General features: G+C 66.6%; 24 protein-coding genes and 1 riboswitch. Of the genes, 10 read left to right on the forward strand and 14 right to left on the reverse strand.

Annotated features, from left to right (window positions below; all coding sequences use genetic code 11):
• Positions 1–23: 23 nt before the first annotated feature.
• The 3 genes from metF to ahcY all read right to left on the reverse strand — a co-directional run bounded on the left by metF (position 24) and on the right by ahcY (position 3588).
• Positions 24–872 (reverse strand): methylenetetrahydrofolate reductase [NAD(P)H], encoded by an 849-nt coding sequence (gene metF / locus ACAV_RS19710; protein WP_013596338.1) that lies wholly within the window; start codon positions 870–872, stop codon positions 24–26.
• Complete coding sequence (locus tag ACAV_RS19715) at positions 869–1870, reverse strand: TlyA family RNA methyltransferase (RefSeq protein ID WP_013596339.1); 1002 nt, start codon at positions 1868–1870, stop codon at positions 869–871. The genes metF and ACAV_RS19715 overlap by 4 nt, the downstream gene beginning before the upstream one ends.
• A gap of 290 nt (positions 1871–2160) precedes the next feature.
• Positions 2161–3588 (reverse strand): adenosylhomocysteinase, encoded by a 1428-nt coding sequence (ahcY, locus tag ACAV_RS19720; RefSeq protein ID WP_013596340.1) that lies wholly within the window; start codon positions 3586–3588, stop codon positions 2161–2163.
• A 69-nt stretch (positions 3589–3657) separates the two neighbouring features.
• A riboswitch (S-adenosyl-L-homocysteine riboswitch) is annotated at positions 3658–3753 on the reverse strand.
• A gap of 93 nt (positions 3754–3846) precedes the next feature.
• Between ahcY and ACAV_RS19725 the strand changes: the two genes are divergently transcribed.
• From ACAV_RS19725 to ACAV_RS19750, 6 genes are all read left to right on the forward strand, one after another.
• Positions 3847–4884 carry an acyltransferase family protein gene (locus ACAV_RS19725; RefSeq protein ID WP_013596341.1) on the forward strand — a complete coding sequence of 346 codons (1038 nt, stop codon included), beginning with the start codon at positions 3847–3849 and terminating at the stop codon, positions 4882–4884.
• 179 nt (positions 4885–5063) lie between these two features.
• The gene (locus ACAV_RS19730) at positions 5064–6692 is read left to right on the forward strand and encodes a peptide chain release factor 3 (protein ID WP_013596342.1); all 1629 of its coding nucleotides are present in this window, start codon (positions 5064–5066) and stop codon (positions 6690–6692) included.
• A 10-nt stretch (positions 6693–6702) separates the two neighbouring features.
• Positions 6703–8091, forward strand: coding sequence for a hypothetical protein (locus ACAV_RS19735; protein ID WP_013596343.1), 1389 nt, complete (start codon positions 6703–6705; stop codon positions 8089–8091).
• A 52-nt stretch (positions 8092–8143) separates the two neighbouring features.
• Complete coding sequence (locus ACAV_RS19740) at positions 8144–8497, forward strand: DMT family transporter (RefSeq protein ID WP_013596344.1); 354 nt, start codon at positions 8144–8146, stop codon at positions 8495–8497.
• A complete protein-coding gene (locus tag ACAV_RS19745) occupies positions 8494–9507 on the forward strand; it encodes a glycosyltransferase family 2 protein (protein ID WP_013596345.1) in 1014 nt (337 codons plus the stop codon). The genes ACAV_RS19740 and ACAV_RS19745 overlap by 4 nt, the downstream gene beginning before the upstream one ends.
• A 47-nt stretch (positions 9508–9554) precedes the next feature.
• Positions 9555–10397, forward strand: coding sequence for an HAD-IIB family hydrolase (locus ACAV_RS19750; protein ID WP_049791277.1), 843 nt, complete (start codon positions 9555–9557; stop codon positions 10395–10397).
• 37 nt (positions 10398–10434) lie between these two features.
• Here ACAV_RS19750 and ACAV_RS19755 read toward each other — a convergent pair whose 3' ends face one another.
• The 8 genes from ACAV_RS19755 to ACAV_RS19790 form a co-directional block, all read right to left on the reverse strand.
• Entirely contained in the window at positions 10435–11397 is a 963-nt protein-coding gene (locus ACAV_RS19755) for a tripartite tricarboxylate transporter substrate binding protein (protein ID WP_013596347.1), read from the reverse strand.
• A gap of 156 nt (positions 11398–11553) precedes the next feature.
• Complete coding sequence (locus ACAV_RS19760) at positions 11554–11991, reverse strand: hypothetical protein (RefSeq protein ID WP_353611303.1); 438 nt, start codon at positions 11989–11991, stop codon at positions 11554–11556.
• A gap of 239 nt (positions 11992–12230) precedes the next feature.
• Entirely contained in the window at positions 12231–12968 is a 738-nt protein-coding gene (locus ACAV_RS19765; RefSeq protein ID WP_013596349.1) for an amino acid ABC transporter ATP-binding protein, read from the reverse strand.
• Positions 12969–13001: 33 nt separating this feature from the next.
• Complete coding sequence (locus ACAV_RS19770; protein ID WP_013596350.1) at positions 13002–13670, reverse strand: amino acid ABC transporter permease; 669 nt, start codon at positions 13668–13670, stop codon at positions 13002–13004.
• Position 13671: 1 nt separating this feature from the next.
• On the reverse strand, positions 13672–14403 hold the full coding sequence (locus tag ACAV_RS19775; protein ID WP_013596351.1) for an amino acid ABC transporter permease: 732 nt from the start codon (positions 14401–14403) through the stop codon (positions 13672–13674).
• Between the two features lie 125 nt (positions 14404–14528).
• The gene (locus ACAV_RS19780; protein WP_013596352.1) at positions 14529–15431 is read right to left on the reverse strand and encodes an amino acid ABC transporter substrate-binding protein; all 903 of its coding nucleotides are present in this window, start codon (positions 15429–15431) and stop codon (positions 14529–14531) included.
• A gap of 117 nt (positions 15432–15548) precedes the next feature.
• Positions 15549–16439, reverse strand: coding sequence for an amino acid ABC transporter substrate-binding protein (locus ACAV_RS19785; protein WP_013596353.1), 891 nt, complete (start codon positions 16437–16439; stop codon positions 15549–15551).
• A 184-nt stretch (positions 16440–16623) separates the two neighbouring features.
• Complete coding sequence (locus ACAV_RS19790; protein WP_013596354.1) at positions 16624–17562, reverse strand: LysR substrate-binding domain-containing protein; 939 nt, start codon at positions 17560–17562, stop codon at positions 16624–16626.
• A gap of 190 nt (positions 17563–17752) precedes the next feature.
• Between ACAV_RS19790 and ACAV_RS19795 the strand changes: the two genes are divergently transcribed.
• Genes ACAV_RS19795 through ACAV_RS19805 form a run of 3 tightly spaced genes read left to right on the forward strand, consistent with a single transcriptional unit; the run spans position 17753 to position 20678 of the window.
• Entirely contained in the window at positions 17753–18304 is a 552-nt protein-coding gene (locus ACAV_RS19795; protein ID WP_013596355.1) for a TRAP transporter small permease, read from the forward strand.
• Complete coding sequence (locus ACAV_RS19800; protein ID WP_013596356.1) at positions 18301–19599, forward strand: TRAP transporter large permease; 1299 nt, start codon at positions 18301–18303, stop codon at positions 19597–19599. The genes ACAV_RS19795 and ACAV_RS19800 overlap by 4 nt, the downstream gene beginning before the upstream one ends.
• 50 nt (positions 19600–19649) lie before the next feature.
• Positions 19650–20678 carry a DctP family TRAP transporter solute-binding subunit gene (locus tag ACAV_RS19805; RefSeq protein ID WP_013596357.1) on the forward strand — a complete coding sequence of 343 codons (1029 nt, stop codon included), beginning with the start codon at positions 19650–19652 and terminating at the stop codon, positions 20676–20678.
• Positions 20679–20694: 16 nt separating this feature from the next.
• Here ACAV_RS19805 and ACAV_RS19810 read toward each other — a convergent pair whose 3' ends face one another.
• The gene (locus ACAV_RS19810; RefSeq protein ID WP_013596358.1) at positions 20695–22515 is read right to left on the reverse strand and encodes an ABCB family ABC transporter ATP-binding protein/permease; all 1821 of its coding nucleotides are present in this window, start codon (positions 22513–22515) and stop codon (positions 20695–20697) included.
• 45 nt (positions 22516–22560) lie between these two features.
• On the opposite strand from ACAV_RS19810, the gene ACAV_RS19815 reads away from it, so the two are divergent.
• Positions 22561–23025 (forward strand): acyl-CoA thioesterase, encoded by a 465-nt coding sequence (locus ACAV_RS19815; RefSeq protein WP_013596359.1) that lies wholly within the window; start codon positions 22561–22563, stop codon positions 23023–23025.
• A gap of 96 nt (positions 23026–23121) precedes the next feature.
• On the opposite strand, the gene ACAV_RS19820 is transcribed toward ACAV_RS19815, so the two are convergent.
• Both ACAV_RS19820 and ACAV_RS19825 read right to left on the reverse strand, forming a co-directional pair.
• A complete protein-coding gene (locus ACAV_RS19820) occupies positions 23122–23682 on the reverse strand; it encodes a bactofilin family protein (RefSeq protein ID WP_013596360.1) in 561 nt (186 codons plus the stop codon).
• A gap of 202 nt (positions 23683–23884) precedes the next feature.
• Entirely contained in the window at positions 23885–24817 is a 933-nt protein-coding gene (locus tag ACAV_RS19825) for a tripartite tricarboxylate transporter substrate-binding protein (protein ID WP_013596361.1), read from the reverse strand.
• Positions 24818–24926: the final 109 nt, after the last annotated feature.

Consider the following 24926-nt stretch of genomic DNA (forward strand, 5'->3'; position numbering starts at 1 on the left):
CGCCCCCGGCCTCCGGCGAAAGATCAGAGGCCCAGGCGCCGGCAGATCTCCAGCGTCGCGGCGCTCTGGTTCATGGTGTAGAAGTGCAGCGCAGGCACCCCGCCGGCACGCAGGCGCTCGCACAGTTCGGTCACCACGTCCAGCCCGAAGGCGCGGATGCTGGCCGAGTCATCGCCGAAGCCCTGCAGCCGCAGCCGGATCCAGCGGGGGATTTCCGCGCCGCACGCGTCGGAAAAGCGCATGAGCTGGGTCGATCCCATGATGGGCATGATGCCCGGCACCACCGGCACGTCGAGCCCCAGGGCGCGCACGTCGTCCACGAAGCGCCAGTAGGCGTCGGCATTGAAGAAGTACTGCGTGATGGCCGAATGCGCCCCGGCACGCACCTTGGTGGCGAACGCCTGCAGGTCGGCCTCGGGGGAGCGGGCCTGCGGGTGGACTTCCGGATAGGCAGCCACCTCGATGTGGAAATCGTCGCCCGCCTCGGCGCGGATGAAGGCCACGAGGTCGCTGGCGTAATGGAACTCGCCGCCGGCGCCGTAGCCGCTGGGCAGGTCGCCGCGCAGCGCCACCAGCCGGGACACGCCCATGGCCTTGAGCTGGGCGAGCTGCTCGCGCACGCCCTCGCGGGTCGCTCCGATGCACGAGAAATGCGAGGCCGCCTGCACGCCTTCGGAGAGGATTTCGCGCACCGTGCCGAAGGTGCCTTCCTGGGTGGAGCCTCCCGCGCCGTAGGTGACGGAGCAGAACTCGGGACGGCGGGCATAGAGTTGCTGGCGCACGGCGCGCAGCTTGTCCGCGCCCTCGGGCGTCTTGGGAGGAAAGAACTCGAAGCTGACCGGAAGGGCCGCCCTGTGCGTGGAAAGGCTCATGCCTTCCTCCTTGCGTGGATGAAGAATTCGCGGTTGCCATCACCGCCGTCGATCGGGCTGTCGTGCCAGCCGGCCACGTCCAGGGCCAGCGCGGCACAGCAGTCGCGCAGGCGCTGCTCCACCTGGGCATACAGGGCCGGGTCGCGCACGATGCCGCCCTTGCCCACCTGCCCCGGCTGCAGCTCGAACTGCGGCTTGACCAGCATCAGCAACTCGCCGCCCGCCTTCAGCAGCGGCACCACCGCCGGCAGGATCAGCGTGAGCGAGATGAAGGACACATCGCCGGTGACGAGGTCGAATTCAGGCGTGATGTCCACGTCCTCGCGCCCCGCACGGCGGCGCAGAACGGTGGGCAGCGCACCCTCGGCACGTGCGCGCGCCCGGGCCTCGCGCTCGGCCTTGAAGGCCTCCACCTCGTGCTCCTTGGCGTCGTCGCTGTCGTCGTATTCGTCGTCCACCTGGCCGCCGTTGCGCATCCAGGCATAGGGCGCCTCGGGCTGGGTTTCGTTGTCTTCCGGATCGCGCTCCACGCGCTCGGACAGGGCTTCTTCGCACGCATCCCGCAGCGATTCGGCGGTCACGGAACGGGCATTCAGCCCCTCCACCCCCACCACGCGCGGGTCGTCCCGCAGCCGCTCGTGCAACTGGCCATGGCCCACGTCCACGCCGATCACCTGCGCCGCACCGTGCTGCAGCAGGCAGTCGGTGAAGCCGCCGGTGCTCTGCCCCACGTCGAGGCAGCGCAGCCCGGCCACCTGCAGGCCGGTGGTGCGCAGCGCGCCCTCCAGCTTCAGGCCGCCGCGCGACAGGTACCGCGCCTCCGCGCCGTCCAGCAACTCGACCTCGGCGATCGCCGGAATGTCGTCGCCGTTCTTCGCCACCTTCGTCCACGGCAGGCTGGCCGCCAGCCGCCACTGCACACCGGCCGCGATCAACCGCTGGGCCTGCGACCGGGTAGCGGCATGGCCGCGCTCCACCAAAAACACATCCGCGCGCATGCGCCTTCCTCTCCAACAGAAGCGGGCCGCACACGCGACCCACCACATTCCAATCGATTGCAGGGCGCTGACGGGATCGTGCCGGCATCACCGCTGCGCCCTCCCGCACGGCACACGTATGGCAGCGTCGCGGCACACCCCCGCGGTCAGCCCACCACCAGGGCACCCGCACGCCCCCAGGCCAGCAGCAGCCGTGCAAGGGCCGCCCCGCCGCACCGGCTGCGTTCCCCCTCCCAGGCGCGAAGCGCCGCCAGAGAGGGGGGAAGGCGCGCAGCGCCTCAGGGGGGTGCTCAGTACCGGTACGTATCGGCCTTGTACGGGCCTTCCTTCTTCACGCCGATGTAGGCAGCCTGCGCGTCGGTCAGCTCGGTGAGCTGGGCGCCGACCTTCTTCAGGTGCAGGCGTGCAACCTTCTCGTCCAGCACCTTGGGCAGCACGTACACCTTGCCGGCCTGGTAGGCGTCGGGCTTGGTGAACAGTTCGATCTGCGCGATGGTCTGGTTGGCGAAGGAGGAGGACATCACGAAGCTGGGGTGGCCCGTGGCGCAGCCCAGGTTCACCAGGCGGCCCTTGGCCAGCAGCGTGATGCGCTTGCCGTCCGGGAAGATCACATGGTCCACCTGGGGCTTGACCTCTTCCCACTGGTACTTCTCGATCGATGCGACGTCGATCTCGTTGTCGAAGTGGCCGATGTTGCAGACGATGGCCTCGTTCTTCATGGCCACCATGTGCTCGTGGCGGATCACGTCCTTGTTGCCGGTGGTGGTCACGAAGATGTCGGCCTTGTCGGCGGCGTACTCCATGGTCACGACCTTGTAGCCTTCCATCGCGGCCTGCAGGGCGTTGATCGGGTCGATCTCGGTCACCCACACCTGGGCGCGCAGGGCGGCCAGGGCCTGGGCACAGCCCTTGCCCACGTCACCGTAGCCGGCCACCAGGGCCACCTTGCCGGCGATCATCACGTCGGTGGCGCGCTTGATGCCGTCCACCAGCGACTCGCGGCAGCCGTAGAGGTTGTCGAACTTCGATTTCGTGACCGAGTCGTTCACGTTGATCGCGCGGAACAGCAGCGTGCCCTTGGCGGACATCTCGTTCAGGCGGTGCACGCCGGTCGTCGTCTCTTCCGTCACGCCGATGATCTCGGCCGACTTGCGGGTGTACCAGGTCGGGTCCTGGCCGATCTTGGCCTTGATGGCGGCGAACAGGATGCGCTCCTCTTCACTAGTGGGGTTGGCCACGACGGACAGGTCCTTCTCGGCGCGCTGGCCCAGGTGCATCAGCAGCGTGGCGTCGCCGCCGTCGTCCAGGATCATGTTCGGGCCTTCGCCCGGCGTGCCCTTGGCGCCGAAATCGAAGATGCGGTGGGTGTAGTCCCAGTAGTCTTCCAGCGACTCGCCCTTGATGGCGAACACCGGCGTGCCGCCCGCGGCGATGGCGGCAGCGGCGTGGTCCTGCGTGGAGAAGATGTTGCACGAAGCCCAGCGCACGTCGGCACCCAGGGCCTTCAGCGTCTCGATCAGCACGGCCGTCTGGATGGTCATGTGCAGCGAACCGGTGATGCGCGCGCCCTTCAGGGGCTGCGCGGCCGCGAATTCCTCGCGGATGGCCATCAGGCCGGGCATTTCGGTCTCGGCGATCTTGATTTCCTTGCGGCCCCAGTCGGCCAGGGAAATGTCGGCGATGGCCAGGTCGGCCTGGGGCTTGAGAACTGCGCTCATGGTTTTTCTCCGTTGAAGAAGGTGGAAACCACGCAATGCCGGGGGAATGGATCACTCACCGCACAAAAGCGTGGGCGAGCGTCGTTGCAAAATGATGATCCGAGCCTCGCGTCCCTGCAATACCCGGGCACCGGGATGTAGGACGCTGCAACGCTCCTCGGAAGACCAGGATTATAAGGAGATCGGGCCCGGGCGGCTCGCCGCTCCCTCATCGCCAACGATATGCCCCGGAAAGGGCCGACAAAGGAACCAGCGCCCATGTCCACACCGCACAGGAGCAACCTGTTCGACCTGCTGCGCATCGCCGCGGCGAGCGCCGTGATCTTCAGCCATCACTTCCATATCACGCGCACGTCCCCACCCTCCTGGCTGCACTCCAACATGGTCGGCGGGGTGGCGGTGATGACCTTCTTCACGATCAGCGGCTATCTGGTCACCCAGAGCTGGCTGCGGCAGCCGCAGGTCATGCCGTTTCTCTTCAAGCGATTCCTGCGGATCTGGCCCGGGGTGCTGGTCGCGGTGCTCAGCAACGTGTTCCTCTTCGGTGTCGTCTTCACTTCGCTGCCTGCTGCGGATTTCCTGGTCCACCCGGAAACGCTGGGCTATTTCCGCAACCTGCTGCTGATCAAGGACTACCCCAACCTGCCCGGTGTCTTTGAAAACAACCCGCTCAAGCATCTGATGAACGGCCCCTTGTGGACCATCCCGATGGAAAGCCTGTGCTACCTCGTACTGGCAGGCGTGGGGTTGCTGGGTGTGTTCAGGTCGCGTGCGATTGCATGCGTTGCGGGCCTGGCCTACATCGCCTTTTTTCTCACGGCCCGTAACGCGGACCTGACCGGCGAGATGCGGCACTGGTTCGAATACCCGGCCTATTTCACCTACGGCGCACTCATCGCCGTCTTCCGCCAGGAATTCCATGCCTGCGCCGGCAGGCTCCTCCTCGTGCTCGCCCCCCTGGCCGCGCTGCTCTTCTTCGGCCTGCACCTGGAGCATTCGGCCGGACTGCTGCTGCTGCCGCCGCTGCTGATTTTCCTGGGCTCGTTGAACGTCCCCTCCCTGGCATTCCTGCAGCGCGGCGGCGATCCGTCATACGGCATCTATCTTTACGGCTGCCCGGTGCAGCAGTCGGTGTATGCCGTCTTCCCGGACATGCCTTTCATTCCAAGCCTGCTGCTGTCGATCGCCCTGGCGGCAGTGGCCGGATACGCTTCATGGCATTGGGTGGAATCGCCCGCCTTGCGTTTCAAGCGATTTTCTCCAAGGATGGGAGCACGGCTCCCGGGTCCCGCCTGAAGGGGCCGGCGGCGCGACGGCGGCCCGGCATGCCGGGCGCAGCCCGGCTCAAGGGGCGCCGCTAGAATATCGCCACTTCCCCCGGCTGCCTTCCCCTTGCGGCGGTGCATTGGCGCACAGCCGCAGCGCCCGTCATTCGACCCTACGCCGCGCCGCGCCGCGCCTTCACCAGAAACACTGTGTCCTACGCTTCCGAAACCCGGCGCCGCCGCACGTTCGCCATCATTTCCCACCCTGACGCTGGCAAGACCACGCTCACGGAAAAGCTGCTGCTTTTCTCGGGTGCGATCCAGATCGCGGGTGCCGTGAAAGGCCGCAAGGCGAGCCGCCACGCCACGTCGGACTGGATGGAAATCGAGAAGCAGCGCGGCATCTCGGTGGCCTCGTCGGTCATGCAGATGGCCTACCGCGACCACGTGGTGAACCTGCTGGACACGCCCGGCCACAAGGACTTCTCGGAAGACACCTACCGCGTGCTCACCGCCGTGGATTCCGCGCTCATGGTGATCGACGCGGCGAACGGCGTCGAATCGCAGACGCGGCGGCTGATCGAGGTCTGCCGGCAGCGCGACACTCCCATCATCACCTTCGTCAACAAGATGGACCGCGAGGTGCGCGAGCCCCTGGACATCCTCGACGAGGTCGAGCGCGAGCTCGGAATGCCCTGCGTGCCCATGACCTGGCCGGTGGGACAGGGCAAGAGCTTCGGCGGCATCATCAACCTGCGCACGCAGGCCATGACGGTGTTCGAGTCCGGCAGCGAGCGCCGGCCGCAGGATTTCGAGACCATTCCTCTCAGCGACGCGGACACCCTGCGCGCGCGCTTCGGGTCCACTTTCGACGAGGCGATCGAAAGCATGGAACTGGCCGTGGGCGCGTCCCCGGCCTGGGACCACGAGGCCTTCCTCGCCGGCAGGCAGACGCCCGTGTTCTTCGGCTCCGGCGTGAACAATTTCGGGGTGATGGAAGTGCTCGATGCCCTCGTGGACCTGGCGCCCGCCCCGCGTCCGCGCACCAGCAGCCTCGTGGTCAACAGGCAACCCGTCGAGAAAACGGTGATGCCCGAGGAGCAGAGCTTTTCCGGCGTGGTGTTCAAGGTGCAGGCCAACATGGACGCCAACCACCGCGACCGCATCGCGTTCGTGCGCGTGGCCTCCGGCAGGTACACCCCGGGCATGAAGCTCAAGGTGCAGCGCACCGCCAAGGAGTTGCGCCCCACCAGCGTGGTGACCTTCATGAGCCAGCGGCGCGAAGCCGTGGAAGAGGCCTATGCGGGCGACATCATCGGCTTCACGACGCACGGCGGCGTGCAGCTGGGCGACACCATCACCGATGGCGCCAGCCTGCAGTTCACCGGCCTGCCCTTCTTCGCGCCCGAGATGTTCATGACGGTGGTGCTGAAGAACCCGCTGCGCACCAAGCAACTGCAGCAGGGCCTGGCCCAGCTGGGCGAGGAAGGTGCCATCCAGGTCTTCAAGCCCGATGCGGGCGGCAACATGCTGCTGGGCGCCGTCGGCCAGCTGCAGTTCGAGGTGGTGCAGCACCGCCTCAAGACCGAATACGACTGCGACGTGCGCCTGGAAAACTGCCAGTACACGGGCGCGCGCTGGATCACTGCGGACACGCCGGCGGAATTGCGGTCCTTCACGGACGCCTACCCGATGCGCATGGCCCACGATGCGGCCGACACCCTGGCCTACCTGTGCACCAGCCCCTACGACGTCCGGCTGGCGCAGGAACGGTTCCCGAAGATCCATTTCCATCCGCTGCGTGAACACGCGGGACTTGCACTGCAGACCAATGCCTAACACATACACCATGCCGCTCACCAGGGGCGCGACCAACGGCTCGACATCCGACTGGCGCTCGACCTCGGACTGGCGCCCGTTCGTGGTCTGCCTGGCCATATTGACGACCGTCTACGTCCTGTGGCTGATGGTGTTCTGGCCGGGGGTACTGGGCGAAGACAGCCTGGGGGTCTTGCTGGAAGTCCAGGATCCGGTCACGAACCGGTCCGGCAAACCCGTCTTCTGGTACTACTTCGTCAAGATCTTCTATGAACCCGCCCACAGGGTGGAAGTGCCGATCGCGGTGCTCATGATGATCTGCGCAATCGTCTTCTCGCGCATTCTCTCCTGGTCCTGGACGCAGGGCTTTCGGAAGACGACGATCTTCCTGCTCGTGTTCATCGCGCTGGCCCCGCACACCGTCTATTTCATCGAAACGCTGTATCCGGACGGCATCTACTCCGTCGCCGTGGCGGGACTGACCTTTGAAATATGGCTGAGCGCCCGGCGCCGTGGCCTGAGCCGCGCTTCCGTGGCGATGATCGCGCTGACCCTGCCGTTCGCTGCATTCGCCAGGCCGAACGGCATCATCTTCCTGCTGCCGGCGGCCCTGCTGGCCTTGATGGTGGACAAAGCCGGCCGCCGCTGGCTCGGCGCCATCCTGATCGTGTGGTGCGGATTGCTGGTGGCAGCATCGCATGCACACAAGAGCAGAGGCCATGGCGTGCTCTATCCGCTGGCGATCTACGAGACCGTCAACTTCCTGCAGCCCCGCCCGATGAACCTCTGGACTGCACAGCCGAGGGTCATGCCGGAAACGGTCGAACTGCTGAAGAAGTACAACTCCCTGGACGTCTACCTGAGCCACTACGACCCGGACTACTGGGATCCGCTTCAATTCTTTCCCAAGGGCCCCAGGGTCTCGAGCCTGACGGATGCAGACAGCAAAGCGGTCGTGAAGCAGTTCTTCAAATACAACCTGTGGCACAACATGCCGAAGTTCCTCGGCAGCCGGGTGAACATCTTCTTCGTGTCCGCCTTCGCCATGGGAGGCTTCCCGGGGCCGAAGTATGCAGAAGTCATCCTGCGCCAGCTGAACACCCAATCGACCTACCGGCTCTTCCAGTGGACCGGCGCAGAGAAGATCGCGGACAAGATCTTCGAGTTCAGCTTCAAATACCGCTGGCTCCTCTGGACGCCCTTCCTGGGCATCTTCCTGGTGTTCTGCGCATTCATCCGGGGAGCGCTGCAGCGGGACGCCGCCCTGCTGCTGGCAGCCACCCCTATGGTCGTGCAGCTGGGGGCCATTTTCATCTTCTCCATTGCCGGCGAGTACCGGTACATCCTTCCGTTCTTCATGATCGCCATGCCGCTCCTGCCCATATTGCTGGCCCACCGCGGCAGGGGCGCAGCGCATTGAAGCGCCCGGACGACCGCCTCGTGCGGACATCTTCCTTCAACCCCACCGTTCTATGTCGCTGTTACTGACCTCCCTGACGCTTCTGTGCGTCCTCGGCATCTCCGTCGGGCAACTTCTGTTCAAGAAGGCCGCCATGCTGCTGCCGCCGCAACCCGCGATCACGGATTGGCTGTTCAACGGCTGGCTCATCGTGGCCCTGGCGCTGTACGGCCTCACGACGCTGCTCTGGATCTGGGTGCTGCGCAGCGCGCCCCTGCATCTGGCCTATCCCTTCATGGGCCTTGCCTTCCTCATCGTTCCGACCATGGGCTGGCTTTTCCTGGGAGAGCCGCTGCACCTGCAGACCTTCATCGGCGGCGCGCTGATTCTCGTGGGCATCGCCGTGGCCGGGAGGGCCGGGGCATGATGCCGGCCCGCAGCATGATGTCCATCGCGGTGGCGATTCCCTGCTACAAGGTCACCCAGCATGTGCTGGGGGTGATCAGCGCGATACCGGCATCCGTGGAGCGCATCTACGCAGTGGACGATGCCTGCCCCGACGGAAGCGGCGCCTTCATCGAGGCGAACTGCACCGATCCCCGCGTACAGGTGCTCTTCAATCCGGAAAACCGCGGTGTCGGCGGAGCGGTCGTGACGGCCTACCACCAGGCGATCGCCGACGGCATGGACATCGTGGTGAAGATCGACGGCGACGGGCAGATGGATCCGGCGCTGTTGCCGCACTTCGTGCGCCCGATCCTGGCGGGCCGTGCCGACTACACCAAGGGCAACCGCTTCTTCCGGCCGGAATCGGTGCGCGGCATGCCCCCGGTGCGGCTCTTCGGCAACGCCGTGCTGTCGTTCATGACCAAGCTGAGCTGCGGGTACTGGACCCTCATGGACCCGACCAACGGGTACACCGCCGTGCACACCAGCGTGCTCCGCGAATTGCCGCTCGACAAGCTCGAGCGGCGCTACTTCTTCGAGACGGACATGCTGTTCCGCCTCAACACCCTGCGTGCCGTCGTGCGCGACGTGCCGATGGACTCCGTGTATGCGGATGAGGAATCCAACCTGAAGATCGGCAAGGTCCTGCCGGAATTCCTGAAGAAGCACGCATCCCGTTTCCTGCGCCGCTATGGCTACAGCTATTTCGTGCGCGACTTCAACGCGGGATCGATCTACAGCATCTTCGGCCTGCTGCTGCTGGCCTGGGGCAGCATTTTCGGCGCACGGCAATGGATCCACAGCGCCATGGGAGACCAGCCGGCCACCAGTGGCACCGTCATGCTGGCCGCGCTTCCCGTCATGGTGGGCATCCAGTTCCTCGTGGCCTTCCTGCACCACGACGTGAGCAGCGTGCCGACGGAACCGCTGAGCCCGCAACTGTCCGACGAATTCGATCCGGGCATCGCCCGCCGCCCGGAGGCTCCGTGATACGCATGTCTTCCGTGGGCCCGGCGCCCGCGGAGGGCGCCCTGCAGATGTCCTCCTTCGACGTGCCCGCCCCTGCTGCTGCAGACCTTCTGCCCCTGTCCCTCTGGCAGCCCCCCCGAGACCTGCTCGGCGTCTTCACCGACATCGACGACACGCTGACCACCGACGGCGCCATCACCGCCGACGCGCTGGACGCGCTGCAGGCACTGCGGGATGCCGGGCTCGCGGTCATTCCGGTCACCGGCCGCCCTGCAGGCTGGAGCGAGCCCTTCGCCCTCTCCTGGCCGGTCCATGCGATCGTGGCAGAGAACGGAGCGGTAGCCATGGTGCTGGCAGGCGGTCCTGGCACGCCAGTATTGCGCAAGCTCTACCAGCAGGATGCGGCCACGCGCGCTGTGCAATACGCGCGCATGCAGCAGGTGCTGGAGCGGATCGAGGGCGAAGTGCCCGGCGCCCGCCGCGCCACGGACTCCGCGGGGCGGGAGTGCGACATCGCCATCGACCACAGCGAATTCACCCACCTGCCCCAGGCCGCCATCGACGCCGTCGTGCAGCGCATGCGCGCCGAAGGCATGCATGCCACGGTGAGCAGCATCCACATCAACGGCTGGTACGGCGACCACGACAAGCTCGCGGGCGCACGCTGGATCGTGCGTGAACTCTTCGGGCGCCCGCTGGACGAGGAGATCGGCCGCTGGGTGTACGTGGGCGACTCCACCAACGACCAGAAGATGTTCGAGGCCTTCCACCACAGCGTGGGCGTGGCCAATGTCGCCCGTTTCGTGCCGCAGCTGGTGCACCGGCCGCGGTACGTCACGCGCGCGGAGCGCGGCGCCGGCTTCGCCGAAGTGGTGCGCGCGATCCTGCAGCCCGGCCGCTCGCCTGCCTGAGCACTTGCCGACCGGCCCGTACCGGGGCCGCGGCGGATCATGCAGGCTTGGCCAGCCCCAGCCGCTCGATGATGGCCTTCTCCCGCGAGTAGGTGTCCTGCGCGAACTGGCGGTACGCCGCCGTGTCCATGTAGATGGGCACCATGTCGTAGCGCGCCAGGGCGCTGCGGTAGTTTTCCTGGTCCATGGCGGCCTTGAAGGCATCGTGCAGCCGGCGGACCACGTCCGGGGGCGTTCCCTTCGGAGCGCCGATGCCGAAGGGGGAGTTCTGCACGATGTCGATGCCCAGCTCCTTCAGCGTGGGCGCATCCGGGAACTTGGCCAGACGCTCCGCACCCCAGGTGTTGAGCACCCGCAGCTTGCCGGCCTCCACCTGCGGCGCGAAGCCCGTGGAGTCTGCAGCGGCCATCAGTTGCCCGCCCAGGATGCCCTGCATGAGGTCCGCACTGCCCTTGTAGGGCACGTGCAACAGTTGCAGCCCCAGTTGCTGCGCCACCCGCTCCATGGTCAGGTGCGGGCTCGTCAGCGCACCGGTGGAGCCGTAGCTGAGCTTGCCGGGATTCGCCTTGGCATAGGCCACGAAATCCGCCCAGGTCTTGAAGGGGGAATCGGCCGGAACGACCACGCCGAACGCATAGCCCGTCACGTTGATCACATAGCTGATGTCCTTGACGGGGTCCCAGTTGATCTTCGTGGTGTAGGGCATGCGGAAGACCCCGAGCGGGATCTGCGCGACCGTGTAGCCATCGGCCGGCGAGGACTGCAGCATCTGGGCGGGCAGCGTGCCCCCGGCACCGGGCTTGTTGTCGATGATGACCGGCTGGCCCAGCACCTTGGACGCATTCTCCGCAAGCACACGCATCGTGATGTCGGTGGGGCCGCCCGCGGGGAAGGCGACGACCAGCTTGACGGGGCGTGCGGGAAAGCCCTGGGCCCGTGCCGACAGGGCGGGCGCGAGGGCTGCTGCGGCACCCCACTGGATCCAACGACGTCGCTGCATGTACGGAAACTCCTCAAGAAAAACGGAAAGAAAGGTGGATCAGGACATTGCAGCGCGGCCGGCCCGCCGCGCCAACACCGCAAACCCTGAGGCACTGTCACCCGCGCGTCATGCCACGGCCCGCCCTCAATGCCCTGGAGCACGCCCGAGGCCGGTTCAACGGTCGCGTTCCGTCCGATGTGCGGGCACGGGGGCCACGTGCAGCGGCGGGGCGTCGCATCCCTGCCCGGCCGCGATCCAACGCCGCGCCAGCCGGGCCATCCAGCGCAGCGCCCAGGCACGGCGCCAGCCGGTGACTGCGGCTGGATCCGCCACCATGCCGCAGACATAGCGGCCGGGGCTGCCCGGAATATCGGCCGGGATCCAGCGCAATGCCGCGCACGGCCCGCTGCGGCGGCGTGAAACCACCATGCCCAGCGGGCACGGCTCCGCCAGGCAGCACAACCCGCAGCCATTGCAGGGCGCGCCGAAGGCCGGCTGGGGTGGAGCGTCGCGGTGCCAGAACACCACCTGACCGGAGGCTGCGACGCCATCGGCAGCCCCACCGGCAGGAGGGGCGGGGGCATCGGAGGACGATGGATCTCGGGGCGTCATGGCCGGGGGCCGGGGGTCGTGGGCAGGAACGGGATGGGGATCGGCAGGAGGCACTCCAGGATCTCCATCATCCCGTGACCGGCGGCAGAGGGCAAGCAGGGCTGTTCGCCGCGCCCGGGCCCGGGCGATCACCCCCGCAGGCCCCACCAAAGCAAAAAGGCGCCCGGAGGGCGCCTTGGGCCGCGGGCAGGAATACTTCCCCGCCCGCGGTGCGCAGCGCGGCCTTCGCCGCGCACGCATCAATGCTGAAGGATCTTGTTGAGGAAGTCCTTCGTGCGGGGCTGCCGCGCATCGGGATTGCCGAAGAAATCCTCCTTCGTGCAGTCCTCCAGGATCTTGCCGCCCACGTCCATGAAGATCACGCGGTGGCCGACCTTGCGCGCGAAGCCCATTTCATGGGTCACGCACATCATGGTCATGCCTTCGTTGGCCAGGCTCACCATCACGTCCAGCACCTCGCCGACCATTTCGGGGTCGAGGGCCGAGGTGGGCTCGTCGAACAGCATCACGATGGGGTCCATCGACAGCGCGCGCGCGATGGCCACGCGCTGCTGCTGGCCGCCAGACAGCTGGCCCGGGAACTTGTCCTTGTGCGCCGACAGGCCCACGCGGTCGAGCATCTTGAGGCCACGCTGCTTCGCCTCGTCGGCGCGGCGGCCGAGCACCTTGATCTGCGCGATCGTGAGGTTCTCCGTCACCGACAGGTGCGGGAACAGCTCGAAGTGCTGGAACACCATCCCGACCTGGCTGCGCAGCTTGGGCAGGTTGGTCTTCGGGTCGTGGATGGCCACGCCGTTGACGTAGATCTCGCCCTTCTGGATGGGCTCCAGTGCGTTGATCGTCTTGATCAGCGTGGATTTGCCCGAGCCCGACGGGCCGCACACGACCACCACTTCGCCCTTGCGGATGGTGGTGGAGCAGTCGTTCAGCACCTGGAAGCTGCCGTACCACTTGGAAACGTTCTTGAGTTCAATCATTTGCTTTATTCCTCACTCACTTGCCGCACGGGGTCAGCGGATGATGGCGATCTTGCGGTGCAGGCGCTTCACCGCCGACGAGAGCGCGAAGCACATGATGAAGTACACGACCGCGGCCAGCAGGTAGGCCTCGATCGGGCGACCGTAGTTCTTGCCCGCGGTCTCGAAGCCCTTGAGCATGTCGTAGGCGCCGATGGCGTACACGAGCGACGTATCCTGGAACAGGATGATGGTCTGGGTCAGCAGCACCGGCAGCATGTTGCGGAACGCCTGCGGCAGGATCACGAGCTTCATGTTCTGCCCGTAGGTCATGCCCAGCGCCTGGCCCGCGAACACCTGGCCGCGCGGGATGGACTGGATGCCGGCCCGCATGATCTCGCTGAAGTACGCGGCCTCGAAGGCGATGAACGTGATCACGGCCGACATCTCGGCCCCGATGGGCCGGCCCACGAGGAACGGCACCAGCAGGAAGAACCACAGGATCACCATCACCAGCGGGATGCTGCGCATGCCGTTGACGTAGATGGTGGCCGGCACGTCGAGCCATTTCTTGCCCGACAGACGCATCAGCGCCAGCAGCGTCCCGAACAGCACGCCGCCGATCGTGGCCACCACGGTCAGCACGATGCTGAAATAGAAGCCCTTGAGGACGAACTTGCTGATGATGTCCCAGCTGTAGAAGGAAAAGTCGAGATTCATCATGTCAGTGGCCTCCCCCCGTGCCGCCCGCGACGATGAAGCCCGGGACACGCGCACGCTTTTCGATGAAGGCCATGATGCGGTTGATGGCGAATGCCGAGATCACGTACAGGCCCGTCACCGCCAGGTAGATTTCGATGCCGCGCGAAGTTTCCTCCTGTGCCTGCATGGCGAACATGGTCAGCTCGGTCACCGACACCGCGAAGGCCACCGACGAGTTCTTGAAGATGTTCATCGTCTCGCTGGTAAGCGGTGGAATGATGATGCGGAATGCCATGGGCAGCAGCACGTAGCGGTAGTACTGCGCCGTGGTGAAGCCCAGCGCCATGCCCGCGTAGCGCTGGCCGCGCGGCAGGGCCTGGATGCCCGAGCGCACCTGCTCGGCGATCCGTGCGGATGTGAAGAATCCCAGCGCCAGCACCACGAGGATGAAGCCGGAAACGCTCTTCATCACCGGAAAGATGGCGGGCACCACGTGGTACCACAGGAAGATCTGCACCAGCAGCGGGATGTTGCGGAACAGCTCCACCCATGCATTGCCGAAGCCGACCAGAAACTTGTTGTCCGGCAGCGTGCGGATCGTCCCGATGACCGACCCCGCGACCAGCGCGATCACCAGAGCCAGCAGGGCCACCGACACGGTCCAGCCCCAGGCCGAGAGCATCCACTGGAGGTAGGTCGGGTATTCGCCCCCCGGGTCCTGCAGGAAGACCTGCCAATCCCAATTCGATCCCATGGGAATTCCTTCTCAAATCGTCTTACGTCCTGAAATCCTGCGGCGGTCCGCCCACCCTTGCGGGGCGACAAACAAACGCCCACCGGCAAGGTGGGCGTTTGCGGGGTCGGACACGTCCGTACGCATCAATCCTTCAGCGTGTACTCTTCCATGGGCTTGTCGTTGGGGTTCGCCCATGCGGCCTTGGTGGCTTCGCTCGCCGGCAGGCCGATCTTCACGTTGTTCGGCGGGATGGGCTGCATGAACCACTTGTCGTAGAGCTTGGCCATCTCGCCCGACTTCATCATGCCCTTCAGGCTGTCGTCCACGGCCTTCTTGAAGGCCGGATCATCCTTGCGGATCATGATCGCGATGGGTTCCACGCTCAGCGTTTCGCCGACGATCTTGAAGTCGTTGGGAGCCTTGGACTTGGCGATGTTGGAGGCCAGGATGGAGCCGTCCATGATGAAGGCGTCGGCACGGCCCGACTCCAGCAGCAGGAAGCTGTCGGAGTGGTCCTTGCCGAACACTTCCTTGAACGTCAGGCCGTCGGCGCGCTTGTTCTTGCGCAGGGTCTGCACCGAGGTGGTGCCCGTCGTGGTGGCGATGGTCTTGCCGTTCAGGTCCTTGATGCCGGAAATGCCCGAATTGGCCTTGACGGCGATGCGCACTTCCTCGACGTAGGTGGTGACCGCGAAGGCCACATCCTTCTGGCGCGCCTGGTTGTTGGTGGTCGAGCCGCACTCGATGTCCACCGTGCCGTTCTGCACCAGCGGGATGCGGTTCTGCGAGGTCACGGGCTGGTACTTGGTTTCCAGCTTGGCCAGGCCGAGCTGCTTCTGCACGTCGGCGATCACGCGTGCGCACACGTCGTAATGGAAGCCGGTGTACTTGCCATCGCCCAGGGTGTAGGAGAGACCGGAAGACTCGCGCACGCCTTCGGTGATGGTGCCGGAGGCCTTGATCTTGGCCAGCGTGTCGTTCGACTGCGCGAACGCGCCGCCCGCAGCGAGCGCCATCACAGCAACTGCCAACAATTGTTTCTTCATCACGATCTCCTTAGCTTATGGATACAAGGGAAGAGGCATTCTAGATAGACGCATGCAAGGCACTCGCCGTTGCAGGGAATATCCCGAATGGGGGAAACACGCGTGCCGGGGCACGCGTCAGAACGGAACCTGGTCCGAGGGGTATTTCCAGAACTCACGCAGCAGATAGCTGACAGGCAAGTTCAATGCCCGGTTCGTGGGAGGGACGGGCTGGAGGAACCACTTGTCGTAGATGGGATGGATCTCGCGGGTGGTGATGAGCCGGCGCATCTCGTCGTCCACCACCTTCTTGAACTCCGGATCGCCCTTGGGCAGCATGATCGCCAGCGCTTCGGCCGTGACGAACTTGCCGACCACCTTCAGCGCCTTCGGATCCGGGCGGCCCGCGGCGAATGCGTAGAGCAGGACGTCGTCCATCGCGAAGGCGTCGGCCTCGCCCTTTTCCACCATGTCCACGGCCCGCTGGTCGTCCGGTGCCTCGATCACGTTGATCTGCAGGGCACGCTCGCGGTTGAGCTGCTGCACGGCCCGCAGCGCGGTCGTGCCGCGGGTGGAAACCAGCTTGTGGCCGCCCATGTCCTCGATGCGGTCGATCGGGCTCGACGCCTTGACCAGCAGGCGGGTGCCCGTGATGAAGTGGGGAATGGTGAACGCGACGATCTGCCGGCGCTCGGCGTTGTTCGTGGTGGAGCCGCATTCGAGGTCGGCGCGCCCCTGGGTGATGGCTTCCATCCGGTTATCGAGGTCCACCGGGAGGTAGGCGACCTCCATGTCCTTGCGGCCGGTCTTGCGGCGCACGGCATCCGCAATGCGCTGGCACAGCTCCACGGCATAGCCGGCGGGGCGCCCGCCAGCATCCTTGAAGGCGAAGGGAGAAGCCGCGTCACGGTAGGCCACGACCAGCTTGCCGCCCGAAGCGATGCGGTCCAGGACTCCCGCATGGGAGGCCACGGCACAGCAGAGTGAGGCCACCCCCAGGAGGGTGTGCCACGGGCGAACAGGATTCATGGTTTGTCTCGGCATGGAATACGAACCGACGCAAAAACCGCGCCAGCCGGGCATCTCTTTTGACTGCAGTTCAGTAACTGCAGCCTGGAGCCGGTCGGGACTGTAAGTCCTGTCCCCACCGCTTTCCAATGCCGATTGCGGGATTACATCATGCAATCAAGACATAACCAAGCCAGCACATGCTCTACAACGGCTTGTCGGTGCCATGGGCCTGCAGGTAGGCCCACAGGGACTCCACCGTTCCCTTGGCGCGCTCCTTGCCCGAGGACTTCTGCCGGTAGGCCCGCACTTCCATCGCCATCTGCATGTCCGGCACGCCCTCGCGCACCGCGCTCGCCAGCCGGCGCGAGCGCAGTTCCTTCTTCACCGCGCTGTGGGGCAGGAAGGCCACGCCGTGACCTTCCAGCGCCATGGCCTTCAGGCCTTCGGCCATGTCGGTCTCGTACACGCGGTCCAGGTGGATGGGGATGCCGGACTGCTTGAGGATGAGTTCCGTCACCCGGCCCAGGTAGGCCCCGGGCGCATAGCCCAGATAGGGCAGCGGATGGCCCGGCTCGCCGGGCAGCGCGTAGAGCGGCCGGCCATCGGCGTCCGCCCGGGCATACGGGGACAGGATCTCCTGCCCCAGCGTGAGCATCTCGTACCGGTCGGAATCCAGCTGCAGCGGCTGCGAGGGGTGGTGGTAGGCGATCAGCAGGTCGCAGCCCCCTTCCACCAGCCGCAGCACCGCGTCGTGCACGTTCAGGGCGATCAGCCGGCTCTTCACCGGCCCGAACCGGTCGCGCAGCCCGGAAAGCCAGGCAGGGAAGAAGGTGAAGGCCAGGGTGTGGGGCACGGCGAACTCGACCATGTCCTTGTCGGCGCTGGTGTGCGCCCTCAGCATCGCGCGGGTGTTCTGCAGCGACTGCAGCATGTCCAGCGCCTCCTCGTACAGGGTCTTGCCCGCCGGAGTGAGCCGGGTGGGGTAGGAACTGCGATCCACCAGATCGGTTCCTGCCCAGGCCTCCAGGGCCTGGATGCGCCGCGAGAATGCGGGCTGGGTTACGTGCCGCAGCTGCGCCGACCGGCTGAAGCTGCGTGTCTCCGCGAGGCTGACAAAGTCCTCGAGCCACTTGGTTTCCATGGGGCGCCATTATCGGCTCCGCAGCGCCCTCAAGGTCGAGCCTACTTCGGGAAATCCTGCAGCGGCTTCGCACACATCCGGTTGCACAATGCTCCCCTGCGCCCACCCGGCGCCAAAGACCGTCCAGCCCGGGGCCCACCACGCCGCGGACACCGGACCGCAGCCGTCCCCCGTCCGTCCGCCGACTCCCATGCCAGCCTCCCTGCCCCCCGGCGCAGAAGCAGACGCTTCCGCCGCATCTCCTGCGTCCACGCCCGCCGCCACCGAGCGCTCCCTGCGCTTCGAAGACTGCCTGACCGTGGCCATCATGGCCCTGCTCGCGCTCATCACGTTCGCCAACGTGCTCGTACGCTATTTCACCAATTCCTCCTTCGCATGGACCGAGGAGATTTCCGTCTTCCTGATGATCGTGCTGGCGCTGGTGGCGGGCTCGGCCGCGGTGGCGCGGGACCTGCACATCCGCATCGAATACTTCGCCGAAGGCGGCTCCGCGGCGCGCCGGCGGCGCCTCGCCCGTTTCGGAGCCCTCTCGGTCGCCGTCCTGTTCGCGGTCATCGCCGTGCTCAGCGCCCGGGTGACATGGGACGACTGGCGATTCGGCGAGACATCGCCGGGCATCGGGGTGCCGCAGTGGTGGTACTCCATCTGGCTGCCGCTGCTGTCGGCACTGATCACGCTGCGCGCCATCGGCCTCTTCCGCCGCCAGGGCGCGGCAGCCGGTGCCACGGGTGATCGGCCATGATCGCGGCGCTTCTTTTCGCTGTCTTCCTGGGCATGATGGCCGTCGGCGTGCCGATCGGCGCCGCGCTCGGCCTGGCCGGCACGGCCGCCATCGCGATCGCGAATGCCGGGACGCCCTGGTTCGGGCTGCTGGCGGTGCCGCAGAACTTCTATGCCGGGCTCGGCAAGTACCCGCTGCTCGCGATTCCCATGTTCGTGCTGGTCGGCTCGATCTTCGACCGCTCCGGGGTGGCGCTGCGGCTCGTGAATTTCGCGGTGGCCATCGTCGGGCGCGGCCCGGGCATGCTGCCGCTGGTGGCCATCGCCGTGGCCATGTTCCTGGGCGGCATTTCCGGCTCGGGCCCCGCCAACGCGGCCGCCGTGGGCGGGGTGATGATCGCCGCCATGTCGCGCGCGGGCTACCCCGGCTCGTTCTCGGCCAGCGTGGTCGGCGCGGCCGCGGCCACCGACATCCTGATCCCGCCGTCGGTCGCCTTCATCATCTATTCGGTACTGGTGCCGGGCGCCTCGGTGCCCGCACTGTTCGCGGCCGGCATGGTGCCCGGCGTGCTGGCCGGCATCGCGTTGATCGTGCCCGCCGTGTGGCTTGCGCGCCGCCACAAGATGGGCGCGCTGGAAGCCTCGATGCCCCGCCCGCCCTTCTGGAAGAGCCTGCGCGAGGCCTCCTGGGGCCTGGCCGCGCCGGTGCTGATCCTGGGCGGCATGCGCGCCGGCTGGTTCACGCCTACCGAAGCCGCCGTGGTGGCCGTGTTCTACGGCCTCTTCGTGGGCATGTGCATCCACCGCACCATCCGGTTCCGGGACCTGTACCCCATCCTGCGCGAGGCAGGCGAGCTCTCTGCCGTGATCCTGCTGGTGGTGTCGCTTGCGGGCATCTTCGCGTTCTCGCTCTCCACGCTCGGTGTGATCGATCCGATCGCCAACGCCATCGTGCATTCAGGATTGGGCGAGTACGGCGTGCTCGCACTGCTGATCCTGCTGCTGATCACCGTGGGCATGTTCCTGGACGGCATCTCGATCTTCCTGATCTTCGTGCCGCTGCTGCTGCCCATCATGCAGCACTACCAGTGGGATCCGGTGTGGTTCGGCGTGATCCTCACACTCAAGGTGGCGCTCGGCCAGTTCACGCCGCCGCTGGCCGTGAATCTCATGGTGTCGTGCCGCATCGCGGGCGTGCGCATGGAGTCCACCGTCCGCTGGGTGGGCCCCATGCTGCTGGCCATGTTCCTCGTGATGGTGGCCGTCATCGCCTTCCCGCAACTGGCCCTCTGGCTGCCGGCGCGCCTGGGCTACTGAGGCGCGCGCTTTTCCCTCTTTTGAAACCAACGACCCACAGGAGACGATCCATGCAACTGCGCACCTTCCTCGCCACTGCCGTGGCCGCCGCAGCCGCCCTCGCGTTCAGCGCGGCACCGGCCGCCGCGCAGAACTACAAGAGCGAATACCGCATGTCGCTGGTACTGGGCACCGCCTTCCCATGGGGCAAGGGTGGCGAGATCTGGGCGAACAAGGTGCGCGAGCGCACGCAGGGCCGCATCAACATCAAGCTCTATCCGGGCGTCTCTCTCATCCAGGGCGACCAGACCCGCGAGTTCAGCGCGCTGCGCCAGGGCGTGATCGACATGGCCGTGGGCTCCACCATCAACTGGTCGCCGCAGGTCAAGGCGCTCAACCTCTTCTCCCTGCCCTTCCTCTTCCCCGACTACGCCTCGGTGGACGCAGTCACGCAGGGCGAGGTCGGCAAGAGCCTGTTCCAGACGCTCGACAAGGCCGGCGTGGTGCCGCTTGCCTGGGGCGAGAACGGCTACCGCGAGATCTCCAACTCCAAGCGCCCCATCAAGTCGCCCGCCGACCTCAAGGGACTGAAGATCCGCGTGGTCGGATCCCCGCTGTTTCTCGACACCTTCACCGCGCTGGGCGCCAATCCCACCCAGATGAGCTGGGCCGACGCGCAGCCCGCCATGGCGAGCGGTGCCGTGGACGGGCAGGAGAATCCCGTGTCGGTGTACATGGCGGCCAAGCTCTACACCGTGGCGCAGAAGTACGTCACCATGTGGGGCTACATGAACGACCCGCTCATCTTCGTGGTGAACAAGGACATCTGGAACTCCTGGACATCCGCGGACCGCGAGATCGTTCGCCAGGCCGCCATCGACGCCGGGAAGGAACAGATCGCCATCGCGCGCAAGGGCATGGTCGAGGCCGACAAGCCCCTGCTCAAGGAGATCGCCGGCCACGGTGTCACCGTCACGCAGCTCACGCCGGAGGAGCGGCAGGCCTTCGTGCAGGCCACCCGCCCGGTCTTTGACAAGTGGAAGGGGCAGATCGGCGCGGACCTCGTGAACGCGGCGGAAAAGGCGGTGGCGAAGAAGTAGCGCTTCCCGGAAGGCGTCACTCTTCGCGCGACTGCTGGCGCCACATGTCCGCGTAGCGTCCCCCGAGCGCCAGCAGTTGCATATGCGTGCCGCGCTCGACGATCCGGCCCGCATCCATGACCAGGATCTCGTGCGCATCCACCACGGTCGAGAGGCGGTGGGCGACAAGCAGCACCGTCTTGCCCTGGGCGGCGCTGCGCAGTTCGGCCTGTATCGCCCGCTCGTTGGCCGTATCGAGCGCAGAGGTGGCCTCGTCGAACACGAGGATGGGCGGGTTCTTGAGCAGCGTACGGGCAATGGCCACGCGCTGCTTTTCGCCCCCGGACAGCTTCAGCCCCCGCTCGCCCACCTGCGTGCCGTAGCCCGCCGGCAGCCCCGCGATGAAATCGTGGATGCGTGCGGCGCGCGCCGCGGCCTCGATCTCCGCCTGCGAGGCCCCCGGCCTGCCGTAGGCGATGTTGTAGGCGATGGTTTCGTTGAACAGCACCGTGTCCTGCGGCACGGCCCCCACGGCGCGCCGCAGGCTGTCCTGCGTGACCTCCCGGATGTCCTGCCCGTCGATCGTGATGCGCCCGGCCTGCACGTCGTAGAACCGGAACAGCAGCCGTGCGAGCGTGGACTTGCCCGATCCCGAGGGCCCGACCACCGCCACCGTGCGGCCGGGAGGGATCTCGAAATCGACCCCATGCAGAATGGTGCGCGCAGGCTCATAGGCGAAATGCACGCCTTCGAACCGCACCGACGGCGCAGAGCCGCCCAGTGACAGCGGCAGCGCCTGCGGCGCGTCCCGCACTTCCTGCTCCCGGTCCATGAGCGTGAACATCTTGTCCAGATCGGTCAGGCTCTGCTTGATCTCGCGGTAGATCACGCCCAGGAAGTTGAGGGGAACGTAGAGCTGGATCATGAAGGCGTTCACCATCACCAGGTCCCCCAGCGTCATGCGTCCGTCGGCCACGCCCTGCGCAGCGCGCCACAGCATGGCGACCAGGGCCGTGGCGATGATGAGCTGCTGCCCCGCGTTGAGCAGCGACAGCGACGTCTGGCTCTTCAGGCGCGCGTGCCGCAGTTGCTCCAGGCTCTCGTCGTAGCGGCGCACTTCGAAAGGCTCGTTGTTGAAGTACTTGACGGTCTCATAGTTCAGCAGCGAATCCACGGCCTTGGTGTGGGCCGCGGAGTCGAAGGCGTTCGCCTCGCGGCGAAAGCGCGTGCGCCACTCGGTGAGCATCACGGTGAACAGGATGTAGCAGGCCAGCGCGGCCAGCGTGATCCAGGCAAAGGCCGGATCGAACTTTCCCCCGAGCACCGCCAGGACCAGGAACACCTCGATCAGCGTGGCCCCGATATTGAAGAGCGTGAAGGAGATCAGCGATTCGATGCCCCGCACCCCGCGCTCGATGTCGCGCGTCATCCCCCCGGTCTGCCGCTCCAGGTGGAAGCGCAGGCTGAGCGCGTGCAGGTGCTCGAAGGTCTGCAACGCGATGCGGCGCGCAGCGCCCTGCGTGGCCTTGGCAAAGACGAGTTCGCGCAGCTCGGTGAAGACCGAGGTGCTCAGCCGCAGCAGCCCGTAGGCCGCCAGCAGCCCTGCGGGAACCACCACCAGCGCGGCGGCGGAACCCGGCACGGGAGCCATGGCGTCCACGATGCGCTTGAGCAGCAGCGGCACGCCGACGTTCGCGAGTTTGGCGCCGATGACGAACACGAGCGCGGCCATCACCCGCCAGCGGTAGTGCAGCAGGTAGGGGATCAGGCGGGCGATCGTGGCGCGGTCGCTGCGGGCGGCTGCGGGAGCGGCCGCAGGAGGGGGGGAGGCAGTGGATGGGTCGCCGTGGGGGCGCATGGGGGACAATCCCGGTCGTTGTTTGTTCTTACCCGGATTGTGCCCATGACCTCCACCCTGCCCCCGCAAAGCGCCCTGCCCACCGACAAGGAGCTGGTGCTGAAAGTGATCCCCATGCCCGCGGATTGCAATGCCAACGGGGATATCTTCGGCGGATGGGTGATGGCCCAGGTGGACCTGGCGGGCTCCGTGCTGCCCGCGCGCCACGTGCAAGGGCGCATGGCGACCGTGGCGGTCAACGAGTTCGTCTTCAAGCAGCCCGTGCGGGTGGGAGACATCCTCTCGTTCTTTTCCTCCATCACGCGGATCGGCCGCACGTCGGTAACCGTGGAGGTGGAGGTGTATGCCGAGCGCTTCGCGGCGCAGGGCCGCTACGTGAAGGTGACGGAGGCGCGGCTCACCTACGTCGCCATCGATGCGTCAGGCAAGCCGCGGCCCGTGCCGCGGCCTGCGGGAGAAGAGGCAGGCGATGCCGGCACCGCAGCGGATGCCGCGACCGGAGCCCGCTGAACTGCCGGGACGCGCCATGCTGCGGGCCGTGCCCCGCAGCGGCGGTGCCCCATGCGGGCGGCGGCGGCCCTTGGCCGGGAGCCGCTGCGAGAAGGCTCAGGCTGCCAGCTGCTGGGCCTCGCTGCGGGAAACATTCGCCGCGGCGTGATTCTGGGACCGCACCGAGCCCACCGTGCCGGCTTCGATCTCGCCCGCCAGCTGGCCGCCCTCCTCGATCACCACCTTGCCGTAGCGGATCTTGCCGTTGACCTTGCCGGTGCTGTAGATGACGAGCTTCTGCCGGACGGTGAGCGTGCCGTCGAACTCCCCGTGGATTTCGGCAATGTCGATCTCGGCCGAACCCCGGAAGGCACCCTGCTCCGCGATCTGGATCACCCGGGAATCCATGGTGGCCTCTACCGTTCCCTCGACGACGAGCGTGTCGCAGTCGGTGATCTCCACGCCCTTGAGCTTGATGTTCGGGCCGACGGTGAGCTTGCTGCCCGCGCCTTCCGAGGGCACGCTGGCCGCGGGCTTCTGGGCCGCGGGCTGGGCGGTGGTGGCTGCGGATGCGGCACTGTTCACCGCGCTGCCGGAACCGCCGAGCACCGAAGAGGGTGGGCGGGGCTGGAAGGACTCGGTTTCACGCTTGCCGAAGAAGGGGTTTTGCACGGCCATCAGATCTCCTTGGAAAAAGTCTGTCCGATGCTAGGAGGCCTCCCCCGGCAAAAATCCACGCGTTACGCAAGAACGGTAACCAAACCCTTCGATCGTTGCATGCACTTGCAGGGCTTGCAGCGTCATACAGCACCGCGCCGCTGCGTAGGCAGGAATCGCTCCCATGCGTCGGACTGCAGCCGGCGTGCTCGCGCCGCCCGGCTCAGCGCTGGAGGCCCGATCGGCGCACCACGGGCACCCACTGCGCCCTGTAGGCCGCGAGCATCTGCAACGTCTGCTCGCGGGACAGGGCCACGGGCACCATGTCCGCGCCGATGAACCGCGCCTGTACGGCCTTGTCCCCCATGGCCTGGAAAACCGCATCGGCAATCCGCCGTGCGCGCGTCGCCGGCAGCCATGCGGGCGCGTAGAGCGCATTCCAGCCCTGGGCGGACAACGCGAGGCCGGCCTCCTTGAAGGTGGGCACGGTGGGCAGCGTCGGCGCGCGCTGGTCGTCGGACATCGCCAGTATGCGCAGCTTGCCCGCCTGGTGCAGTGGCTCCAGCGCGTCCAGCGTATCGATGGCCATCGGAACATGGCCATCCATCAGGTCGTCGAGCAGCGGGCCGGAGCCTCCGTAGCCCACCACGGGCAGCGTCAGGCCGAGCTGCTCGGCCAGCATGAGCGCGAAGAAATGGGGCAGGCTGCCGGTGGCCGGGATACCGGCGGACAGCTTGTCGCGGTGGGCCAGCATCCAGGCATGCAGGTGGGAGAAATCGCGCACCGGAACGCCCGTCCCTACGGCCACGCCGAACGCATAGCGGGTGATCTGCGCGAGCGCCACATAGTCCTTGGCAGGATCGTAGCCGTTGTCCTTGAAGACCAGCGGAGCGACCAGCATGGTGGCCGGATTGGCGAGCACCGCCACGTTCTGGCCGGTATTCTCGCGGTGCAGTTGCTGCAATGCGAGCCGGCCTCCGGCGCCAGCGCGGTTGTCCACGGCCACCGGCACGCCGAGGCGGGGCACGAGGGCATCAGCCAGCAGCCGGGCCGCGCGGTCGGAAGAGCCCCCGGGCGGATACGGCACCACCAGCCTCAGCGCGCCCCCTTCCAGGGGCCCTCCCGGGGCCTGGGACCATGCCGCCACCCACGCCACGGCCGAGGTTCCTGCCACGAGGCCTCGGCAAAGCCATGTACGGCGATCAAGGGCCAGGGAGTTAGCGGAAGAAGTACGGAACGTACGAGTCATGCCGGCAGCATCCGTC

This window comes from Paracidovorax avenae ATCC 19860, from assembly GCF_000176855.2.
In the GTDB taxonomy this organism is placed as follows: domain Bacteria; phylum Pseudomonadota; class Gammaproteobacteria; order Burkholderiales; family Burkholderiaceae_C; genus Paracidovorax; species Paracidovorax avenae.